12 protein-coding genes are annotated in these 10,916 nt (G+C 34.9%); all 12 read left to right on the top strand.

The window, feature by feature from the left end; genetic code table 11:
* The first annotated feature begins 125 nt into the window (after nucleotides 1-125).
* Nucleotides 126-704 carry an XkdF-like putative serine protease domain-containing protein gene (locus ACILQR_RS17515; RefSeq protein ID WP_395652644.1) on the top strand — a complete coding sequence of 193 codons (579 nt, stop codon included), beginning with the start codon at nucleotides 126-128 and terminating at the stop codon, nucleotides 702-704.
* 51 nt (nucleotides 705-755) lie between these two features.
* Entirely contained in the window at nucleotides 756-1,346 is a 591-nt protein-coding gene (locus tag ACILQR_RS17510) for a hypothetical protein (protein WP_395652643.1), read from the top strand.
* Nucleotide 1,347: 1 nt separating this feature from the next.
* Nucleotides 1,348-2,499 carry a hypothetical protein gene (locus tag ACILQR_RS17505; RefSeq protein WP_395652642.1) on the top strand — a complete coding sequence of 384 codons (1,152 nt, stop codon included), beginning with the start codon at nucleotides 1,348-1,350 and terminating at the stop codon, nucleotides 2,497-2,499.
* A 51-nt stretch (nucleotides 2,500-2,550) separates the two neighbouring features.
* Nucleotides 2,551-3,072, top strand: coding sequence for a hypothetical protein (locus ACILQR_RS17500; protein ID WP_395652641.1), 522 nt, complete (start codon nucleotides 2,551-2,553; stop codon nucleotides 3,070-3,072).
* A gap of 102 nt (nucleotides 3,073-3,174) precedes the next feature.
* Entirely contained in the window at nucleotides 3,175-3,324 is a 150-nt protein-coding gene (locus ACILQR_RS17495; protein ID WP_395652640.1) for a hypothetical protein, read from the top strand.
* Nucleotides 3,325-3,471: 147 nt separating this feature from the next.
* Nucleotides 3,472-3,867 (top strand): hypothetical protein, encoded by a 396-nt coding sequence (locus ACILQR_RS17490; RefSeq protein WP_395652639.1) that lies wholly within the window; start codon nucleotides 3,472-3,474, stop codon nucleotides 3,865-3,867.
* Nucleotides 3,860-5,644: a hypothetical protein gene (locus ACILQR_RS17485; protein WP_395652638.1), complete on the top strand. Its 1,785-nt coding sequence runs from the start codon at nucleotides 3,860-3,862 to the stop codon at nucleotides 5,642-5,644. The genes ACILQR_RS17490 and ACILQR_RS17485 overlap by 8 nt, the downstream gene beginning before the upstream one ends.
* A 3-nt stretch (nucleotides 5,645-5,647) precedes the next feature.
* Entirely contained in the window at nucleotides 5,648-6,220 is a 573-nt protein-coding gene (locus ACILQR_RS17480; protein ID WP_395652637.1) for a hypothetical protein, read from the top strand.
* Between the two features lie 54 nt (nucleotides 6,221-6,274).
* Nucleotides 6,275-6,907, top strand: coding sequence for a hypothetical protein (locus ACILQR_RS17475; RefSeq protein ID WP_395652636.1), 633 nt, complete (start codon nucleotides 6,275-6,277; stop codon nucleotides 6,905-6,907).
* Nucleotides 6,898-8,226 carry a hypothetical protein gene (locus tag ACILQR_RS17470; protein ID WP_395652635.1) on the top strand — a complete coding sequence of 443 codons (1,329 nt, stop codon included), beginning with the start codon at nucleotides 6,898-6,900 and terminating at the stop codon, nucleotides 8,224-8,226. The genes ACILQR_RS17475 and ACILQR_RS17470 overlap by 10 nt, the downstream gene beginning before the upstream one ends.
* A 191-nt stretch (nucleotides 8,227-8,417) precedes the next feature.
* Nucleotides 8,418-10,064, top strand: a complete 1,647-nt coding sequence (locus tag ACILQR_RS17465) for a hypothetical protein (protein ID WP_395652634.1) — start codon at nucleotides 8,418-8,420, stop codon at nucleotides 10,062-10,064.
* Nucleotides 10,065-10,668: 604 nt separating this feature from the next.
* The coding region (locus tag ACILQR_RS17460) for a D-Ala-D-Ala carboxypeptidase family metallohydrolase (protein WP_395652633.1) at nucleotides 10,669-10,916 on the top strand (248 nt) is incomplete at its 3' end.

Genomic DNA, 10,916 nt, shown 5'->3' with positions numbered 1-10,916 from the left:
CAAACGCCAAGTAGAGTAAGCAATTTAACAGGAAGCCAAACAACAACAGTAAAGGCCATAGTAGTAGAAAGCGACATCACAACAACACAAAAAAGAATTAACTCAATTCAAGAAATAGCGAAAATATGAAACTACCAATTTATAACTTAGAGATAAACGAAGACGATCAGGATACAGGGGTGAACTTTGTGGCCTTAGTAGACACTCCGGCAATAGAACGCAATTGGGTTGCGTTCAACAAGCAACAAAAATTCATAGCTAACGAGGATAAACAGATAATAAGCGGCGCGTTAATGGTTGCGGATTTGCCAATATACAGGCAAGATGCCATTTTAGGCGAATATTACGCCGTATTCACTGCCGAAACTATCGAGAAAATAGTTAATAAATTCTTTAAAACCGGCATGATTCATAATGTTAACCTTATGCACGATGCTTCACAAGTGGTAAGTGGTGCTTACATGATTGAATCATATATAATAAACAGAGAAAAGGGAATCAATCCGCCAAAAGGATTTGAGGGTATTTCAGACGGGAGCTGGTTTGGTAGCTTTAAAGTAGAGAATGCAGACATTTGGAAACGAATAAAAGAGGGTGAGTTTAAAGGATTTTCAATAGAGGGCGCATTTGATCATTTATTTTATATTGACAAGGAGCAAAAAGCTATAAATGAAATTATTGAGATCATTAAGGCAATAGAGTAAAACGGTACATTATTAACAATAAATATATTTTTAATTAAAAAGACTATACACATGAACTTAAACGAAGCAATCGAAAAATTAAGCGGACTTGTTAGCAAGTTCAATGCTGAGCCAACAACCGAGCAAACCTTTATAGATGCTAAGTTAATGGACGGCACTATAATAAGATATGAATCTTTAGAGGTTGGAATGCCTTTACTAGTTATAGATGAGGCTGGTAACGAATTGCCAGCACCTGACGGAGAGCATGAGCTTGAAGACGGAACTAAGGTAACAGTTGAGGATGGTATTATAACCGAGGTAGCAACCAAAGAAGAGGAAGCACCGGAAGAAGAAGAGGCACCGATTGAACAACCAATGGCCGCAGTTGAGTCAGTAAGTAAAGAGGATTTTGAAACATTGAAAAATGAGGTTGCCGATCTTAAAAGCAAATTTGAAGAATTCAGCACAACAAATGAAACTTTATCAGCTGACAATATAGCAATGAAAGAGATAGTTAAAGAAACTTTTTCAATCGTTGAAAAGTTGGCTAACGTTCCAGCAGAGAATCCGGTTTCTGTTAGATCAAACAATCCATTTAAGAAAACAATATCAAGAGAACAAGAATTAGAAAATTTAATAAACAAATTTAAAAACAAATAATATGGCATTTTCAGTAGGTACATTAGCTAATTATACGGATGAACAAAGATTCCCATTAATTAGAAAAGCGGTTTTAAGTGCAAAAACTGCATCTTTATTAACATTACAAGCTGGCGTTAAGTCTTCAGCTGCTATTAACATTTTAGAATCTGACGCTGTATTTCAAGCTGATGGTTGTGGATTTAACGCTTCAGGTACTACAGCTTTAACTCAAAGAGTTATCACAGCTGGAGCTATCAAAGTACAAGAGGCTTTATGCCCTAAAACTTTAGAGGCTAAATACATCCAAACTCAGTTAGCCCCGGGTTCTATGTATGATTCAATTCCTTTCGAACAAATCTACGCAGAAGAGAAAGCTGCACAAATTGCTAAGGCTTTAGAGGTTGCGCTTTGGAATGGCGATTTAGCTTCAGGAACTGCTAATCTTAACAAGTTTGACGGACTTTTAAAAGTTATCGATGGTTCATACGCTGCAGCTAACGTAAATGCTCAAAAGATAGTTGGAACTGTAGCTACAACTTCAGGATCTGCAACTGTAACCGGTACTTCAACTTTGTTTACTTCTCAGGTTTCTGCTGGTGACAAATTAGTAATTGGTGCAAACACTTATACTGTTTCTGTTGTAACTAACAACACTTCAATCACTTTAACCGGTAACGCTGCTGCATCTGTTTCTTTAATCGTTGCAAAAGTTGTTAAGGCTGCATCTGATTTCTTCGCTGCTCCGGTAACTGCAATAACTGTATCAAACGTTGAGGCTATCATTGACGCGGTTTACAAAGCTATTCCGGTTGACGTTTTAGACAAGGAAGATTTATTCATCGCTTGTGGAACTGATGTTTTCAGACTTTTCACAGTAGCTTTGAAAAATGCTAACCTTTATCATTACGGAGTTGATGCGGTTAACTTTGAATTATTCATTCCAGGTACTAACATTAAACTAGTAGCTCTTAACGGACTTAACGGAACTTCAAGACTTATAGCTGGTAGAAAATCTAACATGTTTATGGGTGTGGATTTGATGAATGAAGAAGAAAAATTTGAAATATTCTTCGCAAAAGAAGCTGATGAAGTAAGATTCATGTGTGCTTTTAAAGCTGGTGTTCAAGTTGCTTTCCCTTCTCAAATTGCAAATTTCGAATTAACTGCTTAATACTAACTTAAGAGAGGGTGTAAAATACCCTCTTTTTTAAAACTTAAAATTATGCCATGTGTATTGATATCCGGAAGGACTTTAGATTGTCGTGATTCAGTAGGAGGTATTAAAAGACTTTTAATCACTGAATTAGCGAATAAAGCTACATTAACAACAACTGCCGGAGCTATAAGTGCATTTACCTTAGCTACAGGAAAACAGTTTTGGTCTTATGAGCAAGTTAGAGAAACTTCCAACTTTTCAGAGGCTATTCAGGCATCTGTTGAAAATGGGACTTTAGCTTATGAAACAACTTTAACAGCTATCTTCAATAAAGGTGAAACTGCTACAAGAAACCAAATTAGGTTATTAGCTCAAAATAGATTGATGATCATTGCAGAAGATCGCAATGGTAAATATTGGCTATTAGGTGAGGCAAATGGTGCTGAACTTACTGCCGGTACTTATGCTTCAGGTACTGCAATGGGTGATCGTAACGGATACGAATTGACTCTAGTTGCCAAAGAAGCTGAGCCTATTAAAGAGGTTGCAAGTGGATTGATCGCAGCATTATTAGCTCCAGCAGTTTAATAATACTTAACAATATTTTTGAAGCCGTAACATCTAATAAGGTGTTACGGTTTTATTTTTGGTACAAAACACATAATTTTATATTTATAAATAAAAACTATTATGAAAATCAAAGAAGAATTTTTAGCAAAAGAGGTATATAGTAAAATCTTAGACAAAATGATTTTTGTTTCTTATGAAAACATTGACTTACTTAAAAATTTGGATCTTAATTTTATTTTTGAAGAAGAATTACAACCAAAGAAAAAATGAAAATAAAAGCAGAGTTTATAGGAAAAGATATGTTTAGTCAGGAACTAAACAAGATCATTATAATCAATGAGGAAAATATCGAGATATTTAAACAATATAAATATACTTTCTTATTTGAAGCTGAAATCAAACCTAAAAAAATTAAACGTGATAAAGTTAATAAAGAATCAAAGTAACATTATTGTGTTAACATTAACAGAGAAATGCACTTTGACAAATCCGGTGTTTTTGTTTAGGTTTATAAACGATGAATCAAAGGTTAGTTATACATTTATTGCTCAAGATACTTCTTTGCATACTGATAGGTATAATAGGTTTACAATCACTGAAAAGTTAAATCCAACTTTGACATTATCAGAGGTTTATTTGCCGTTAAATGGGTTTTATTCTTATGAAATTTACGAGCAAACATCACCAACTAATTTAAATTACACTTTAGCAACAGGAATAGTAGAAGAGGGAAAAGTAAAAGTAATAGGAACGGCAAGCAGCACAACTGCTTACGATAACCAAACTAAAATAAATATTATTTATAATGGCTAGTAATATAATATACGTTAAATTAAACGCTTACGAGATTCCCGAATTCAAAGAGAATAAAGGTAAGGAGTGGATCAGTTACGGAGCGGATAATAACTTTCCTAATTTGCTTTTGGATATGTACGACAACGCTCCGAAACATAGGGCTATCGTAGACGGCAAAGCGGATTTAATAGCTGGTAAAGGGTGGAATGTTAATAATAAGGCTTTAAGTGTATTAAACGCCGCTAAATTAATTGAGTTTACACAAAGTATAAATCCTAGTGAATCATTATACGAGCTAACAAAGAAAATATCTTTAGATCTTGAATTGTTTGGTGGTTTCTATATCCAAGCCATTTGGAATAATTTACGAACTGATTTCGATTTATATCACGTTGACTTTTCCAAAATAAGAACAAACAAAACACAAGATAAATTCTTTTTTAGTAACGATTGGAAGGCTTATAATCAGTCCTTTGATAAAACAGGCTTTAAAGAAATTGAAAAATTCGATCCTGAGAAAAAGACTTCCGGTATATTTTATTACAAATCATACCGCCCGAACCAAGGAGTTTACCCGCTTCCGGGTTATGTAGCTGCATTAAAATATATTGAAATAGAAAAAGAAATTGCCAATTTTCATTTAAACAATATTAAAAACGGGTTTGTTGGCGGTACTCTTATTTCATTCAACAACGGCCAACCTACTTTGGAAGAGCAAAAAGAGATTGAGAAACAAATAAAAAACAAACATACAGGAACTGATAATGCCGGCGGTGTTGTTTTGGTGTTTAGCGAGGGTAAAGATAAGGAGCCGAGTGTTATTCCACTTAGATCAAACGATTTCGACAAGGCATTTGAGGTACTTAATAAAACAGTTACCCAAGAAATATTCACCGGTCATAGAATAACAAGCGGCCAATTGTTTGGAATAGACGGCGAAAGCGCATTTGCTAGGAATGTTATCCGCGATGCTTCCGAGTTTTTTCAAAATACTTATGTAACTCCTAAACAACAGACTTTAGAGGGTGTAATTAATGACTTTGCTAATCTATTAAATATAGATGGGAAGCTAAATATTATTCCTTTGGAAATTATAGGAGTTGATTACTCAGAAGCTTTGATTCAGGCGGTTATACCTATTGAATTATTAAGAAAGAAAGTAGCTGAAAGATTAGGGATTGATTTAAATGAAGGTCAAAAATTCAGCAAAGAACTAACCGAAGCGGAAGCCTTAGAAGTATTTGATAAATACGGTGAAAGCTCCGAAGGTTACGAGATTATTCATGCCGAGGCAATACCGGTTAACTTTGCAACTATTACAATTACAACGCTTGATAAATCAATTATAGACCTTATAAGCAACGATAATTTAATTAGCAATAAGAACTTAGCAGAAGCTTTAAAAGTTGATGTAAAGACAATAGAAGAGGCCGTATTAAAGTTATCCGATAACGGCATGATTCAGACAGTTGACAATGAAAGGAATTTGACTAAGAAAGGCGAAAGTATTAAAAAATTAGATTCACCGGTTGAAGAGATATTAGTTCGTTATAAATACGATAAAAAGCCTGGTGTTAAAGGTGAGGTATTGTTAGATACTAGCAGACCTTTTTGTGTGGATTTAATCGGTAAAAATAAGCAGTATAAAAGAGAAGATATCGAAGCCATGAATAATGAGCTAGGCACAAATGTTTGGTTAACGCGTGGCGGCTGGTGGACTAATAAAGACACAGGGGTAACAAGCACATCATGCCGTCATATATGGCAACAAGTTTTATTAAGACCTAAGAAATAGATTATGGCAGTTATATTTATCAGCGAGCAGGCATTAAAAGATAATTCAATTATCAATGAGAATGTAGATATGAAGGTACTTTTACCTGTAATCAAGTTATCACAGGAAAAATACATGCTTCCAATATTAGGGACTGCCTTATATAATGAAATCAAAACACAAGTAAGCGCGGCTACTGTTTCTGTTCTTAATAAAACATTACTTGATGACTACATCCAACCGGCTTTAATTTGGTGGATAATGTCTGAAGCTCCGATGCCTTTGACGTACAAATTTATGAATAAGTCAGTAGCCACAAGATCAAGTGAGAATGCAAGCGCAGCGAGTTTAAATGACTTGTTAAAGTTAGAGGAGAGATTCAAAGATAATGCGCAGTGGTATAGTCAGAGGATAACAAACTATTTGCTTGAAAATTCAACATTATATCCATTATACCTAAATCCTGGGAATGGCATAGACACTATTATTCCAAAAAAAACTATGTATAGTACAGGAATGTATTTAGGCACTATAAGTAAAAATTTACCTTTTAAAGATAGATTCCAGGGTAATTATGATTCAAATTGTCTTGACTAATGGCATACACAAAGAACGAAAATAAACTAAAAATATTCCTTCAAAAACTTGACAATGAAAAGAACATTAAACCAGATAAACGAGCTATTAGAGGGAATAGCAACGGCGCACCAACAAATAAATAGTTACGGGATAGGGGATTTATACGACCTTGTTGCAAATGGGGCGGTTACCTATCCTTTGATGTTTACTGTTATTAATCCGGGTCAGATACAAGGTAAGCAAATGAGCTTAAATTTGTCTTTGCTTTTCATGGATTTGGTGCATAAAGATCAAAGAAACGAACTTGAGGTGTTAAGTGATCAGCTGCAAATCGGAACTGATGTAGTAGCTCAATTACGCGCTCCTTTATACGAAGATTGGTTTTTAGTTAATGATTCGGTTTCATTCGAGGACTTCACAGAAAGATTTAACGATGAGGTAGCAGGGTATAAGATAGACATAACCCTTAATTTATCGGAGCAATTTAATTTATGCGCGTTACCAATTGTGGGCAGTCCGGCTGGCCCTAGCGGGTGTTCACCTTCTTTGGTACAAAATACCGATTTATCATATTTAGTATATGTGGCGAGTGGCAGTACATTAACATTACCTGATACAACTATAAACTTTAACGTAGGGGGTAATATAACAACAACAACAATACCAACGCTTAAGAATACAGTAATAAATGTAGTATGGCAATAGATATTAACATTCCTTCACAAGTAGCGCAAACCATAACTAACGGGGTGACGGGTACTGCACCGAGTCAAGACGCGGTATTTGATGCCTTAGCACTTAAAGAGAATGCAATTAACAAAGGTTTAGCCAATGGTTACGCGCCGTTAAATGCTTCAACAAAGATTGATTCAACTTACTTGCCTTCTTATGTGGATGACGTGATCGAGGTGGCTAATTATGCAGCCTTGCCGGTAACGGGTGAAAGTGGTAAAATATACATTACAATTGACACTAGTTTATTATATAGATGGGGCGGTACTATTTATGTGCAAGTAGGTGGTCAGGATCCGGTGTGGGGTGGTATAGTTGGGGACATATTAAATCAAACAGACTTACAGAACGCTTTAGCTTTAAAAGTACCTTATACAGGGGCAACAACTAACGTTAATCTAGGAGAATTTCAATTATCAGCGGGGCAAATTACCTTTGATCAATCCCCAACGGGCGCGGATGGTGTTGGTGTAATGCGTTGGAATAATACAGACGGCACAGTAAATTTAGGATTAAAAGGCGGTCAAAGTACATTAAAGATAGGTCAGGAAACAGTAGCGCGTGTTGTTAATGGTGCCGGTGCCAATTTATTAGCTGCTCAATATAAAGTTGTTAAGGTAACCTCAGCACAAGGTCAAAGATTACAGGTTAATTTAGCACAAGCCAATAATGACAACAACTCAGTTGACACAATAGGTATTGTTAGCGAGAATATAAACAACAATCAAGAAGGATACATAAAGATATTAGGGCAGATTGAAGATATTAATACAACGGGAAGCTTACAAAGTGAAACATGGGCAGACGGGGATGTATTGTATTTAAGTACAACAGTAGCTGGAGCAATAACCAACATTAAGCCGGTAGCTACTGCCGGGCATATAGTTGTTTTGGGTTACGTAGAATACGCTCACATCAATCATGGGAAAATCTTTGTTAAGATAATGAACGGGTGGGAGCTTGACGAATTGCACAATGTATGGATAAACCCAGCAACTCAAGCCAATAACGATTTATTAATTTATAATAGTACATCGCAGCTTTGGGAGAATGAAGCTTTAAAAACTATTAACGGGAATTCCTTAATAGGTAGTGGTAATATAGTTACTACTTATATTAGAAGGCATCAAACTACATCAAGCTATGATTATTTAGGTTATGCCTTGAGCGGTACTGCCGAGAGTGCGACAACCTGGAATTTAACACGATTAACATTAGATAATTCAGGAACTAGCGCGGTTATGACTGCCTTAGATTCATGGAATAATAGAGTAACAGCAACTTATATTTAATAAATTATGATAGATTATAAATACACATTTGTAAGTAGTAATATGGAGGGTGATATGTATGCCCTTGTAATGAATTGTTACTATTATGATAATGAAGGAAATAGGATTGAAGAAAAATCCAAAAATGAAATCAATAAAACATTAACAGAATGTTTTGAGTTAGCTCAAGCATTTATAATACCTGAATAGTTATGGCTGTTGTATTTGCGACTAAAAATGGAAATTGGAATGACACAACTGTTTGGAGCAATGGTGCTATTCCAGTTTCAGATGATGATGTATATGCTAATGGATTTAATATTCAGCTTAATGCAGATGTTAATGTAAATACCTTAAACAATACTGCATCAGTAAATAGGCTTCAATTTATGAATGTGCCTAAGATGTTAAATAATACTTCTCCTAGTGGTTATTTAGCAAATGCAAGTGCTAATCAATCAACAGCTTATGTAGCTTTTGATCAAAATTTAGCTACATCATTTATAAGCGGAACTGTTAACAATTGGCTAAGTTTTCAATATCCAACAACAAAGTTAAACGTAAGATATGCAATAACTTTTCAAACCGGCGGACTTAATGCAACAGGATGGAGATATGAAGGAAGCAATGACGGAGTTAATTATACTACTTTACATACAGTTACCGGAAATGCTTTATTAAATTATTCTAGCCCATTATTAACATTTACAACTCCTTATTTATATTATCGAATTTTTGTAACTGCTCAAGCTTATGCGCCTGGAGCTTATTTTATATCATTCGAAATGACTGAGGATACTAACCCGAATCCTATTTTTGGGCAAACTGCCGGAGGTACATTTACTAACACAACGACAAGGAATATAATATTAAATGGAACTAATGGATGTATTTTTGCAACTGGTCAAAATGCAACTGTAATTACTGCAGCACAAAATAGCCCGGAGATATTATCAATTACATCTACTTTTAATAAAATTACAAATTATACATTTACAAGCTCAATTGTATGTACTGCAATTACAACAACGGGTACAGGAACAACCAATATAACAGGAGATCTATATAATGTATCATCAGGTAGTTGGGATCAATCACGAGCTTTATATGTAAATTCTAATGCAACTATTAATATTATAGGTAGTTTATTTGGCGGCACTTCTACAACTACAGGAGCTATATTAACAAGTACATTATTTACAACGGCAACAATAACAATAACAGGGAGTGTTAATGCTGGTAATTTTTTAACAAGTAGTTATGCAATTTATTTGCAAGGAACCGGAATATTAAGTATTATTGGAACTATTAATGCTGGTTTAGCTAATGCAATAGTAGCTACAGGAAATTCAATAATAAATATAAATGGGATAGTAAATGCAAATGCGGTTAATAATACGAATGGAATATATACTGCAGCGAATTTTGCTATAATAAATTTATTTGCTGGGGCAATAATTAATAATAAAGGTTTATCAGCTGGGATAGTATCTAGACGTTTAAGATTAAATCAAAATGCCAATGTTCAATGGGTGTTCCAAGATACAGCAAATACTGATATAACTTTATCAACAGGAACTCCGGCTGGCGGTGTTTATCCAACAGAATCAGATGTTAGATTAGGAGTAGCTTATGCAGCAAGTCCGACAAGATATGGAACGTGTGCAGTACCTTTGCCGCAGTATGTTAGTCAGGGAGTTGCAACGGGATCAACAGTTGGTACGGCATACATTAATGCTGCCGATGTTTGGAATGTTCTTAGCTCAAGCATAACAACAGCCGGAAGCATAGGAGAGCGATTGAAAGTAGCGTCAACAGTAGAGACAACAGGAGACCAATTAGCAGCTTATATAGTTTAATTATGTGGGAAAACCTATCAGAGATTTTAAAAGCAATCAATAAATTAAGGTTCAAAATTATAATTATATTATTCTTTACAATCTTGATTTATTGGTTTAAATCTGACATTTCAAAATTGATCACAGCGGAAAAGATTAATAAAGACATTAACAACAATGTGTTAATTAACAAGATGCTTAATGATTTAATGTTTAAGTACTCAGCGGATAGGGCATATATATTTCAATTTCATAATACTATCAAGTTTTATGACGGGACTCATAAAAATCACCAATCTTGCACCTTTGAGGTGGTTAATTTAGGGATCTCACGTGTATCAAGTCAACAGCAAAATATACCGGTAAGCCTTTTTCCGGTATTCCTTCAAGACGTAATGTTTAATAAGATGCACTACCAAAACATTATTAATATGGAGGAGACTACAACAAGGATAGAGCTGAGCAATCAAGGGGTTAAATCGTTATACATAGCGCCATATTTTAAAGACGGGCAGTTTGTGGCCTATATCGGGTTAGATTACGTTAAAGATACAATGAAAACAAATATTAATTACTTACAATTTCAGGGATACACTAATCAAATAGGTAACTTATTAACTGAATAATGGAAAATATATCAAAACATATAACGTTTACAGAGGCTACACATTCACCAACAGCGGCAAAACTAGGTATTAACAACAACCCGGACAAAGCGCAGTTAGAAGCAATGATATTAGTTGCTGAAAAATGTTTTGAGCCACTAAGAACTTGGTATGGGAAACCGATTAAGGTAAACAGTTTCTTCCGAAGCGATCTTTTGAATCGGGCGGTCAAGGGGTCATTAACCAGCCAGCACAAAAAAGGTGAAGC

Source organism: Brevundimonas sp., from assembly GCF_044239655.1.
In the GTDB taxonomy this organism is placed as follows: Bacteria; Pseudomonadota; Alphaproteobacteria; order Caulobacterales; family Caulobacteraceae; genus Brevundimonas.
This window is presented reverse-complemented; position numbering and strand designations above follow the sequence as displayed.

Excerpts from the sequence above, each read along its gene's own strand:
- ACILQR_RS17515 (WP_395652644.1), top strand. The coding sequence starts at position 126 with ATGAAACTACCAATTTATAACTTAGAGATAAACGAAGACGATCAGGAT.
- ACILQR_RS17510 (WP_395652643.1), top strand. The coding sequence starts at position 756 with ATGAACTTAAACGAAGCAATCGAAAAATTAAGCGGACTTGTTAGCAAG.
- ACILQR_RS17505 (WP_395652642.1), top strand. The coding sequence starts at position 1,348 with ATGGCATTTTCAGTAGGTACATTAGCTAATTATACGGATGAACAAAGA.
- ACILQR_RS17500 (WP_395652641.1), top strand. The coding sequence starts at position 2,551 with ATGCCATGTGTATTGATATCCGGAAGGACTTTAGATTGTCGTGATTCA.
- ACILQR_RS17495 (WP_395652640.1), top strand. The coding sequence starts at position 3,175 with ATGAAAATCAAAGAAGAATTTTTAGCAAAAGAGGTATATAGTAAAATC.
- ACILQR_RS17485 (WP_395652638.1), top strand. The coding sequence starts at position 3,860 with ATGGCTAGTAATATAATATACGTTAAATTAAACGCTTACGAGATTCCC.
- ACILQR_RS17480 (WP_395652637.1), top strand. The coding sequence starts at position 5,648 with ATGGCAGTTATATTTATCAGCGAGCAGGCATTAAAAGATAATTCAATT.
- ACILQR_RS17475 (WP_395652636.1), top strand. The coding sequence starts at position 6,275 with ATGAAAAGAACATTAAACCAGATAAACGAGCTATTAGAGGGAATAGCA.
- ACILQR_RS17470 (WP_395652635.1), top strand. The coding sequence starts at position 6,898 with ATGGCAATAGATATTAACATTCCTTCACAAGTAGCGCAAACCATAACT.
- ACILQR_RS17465 (WP_395652634.1), top strand. The coding sequence starts at position 8,418 with ATGGCTGTTGTATTTGCGACTAAAAATGGAAATTGGAATGACACAACT.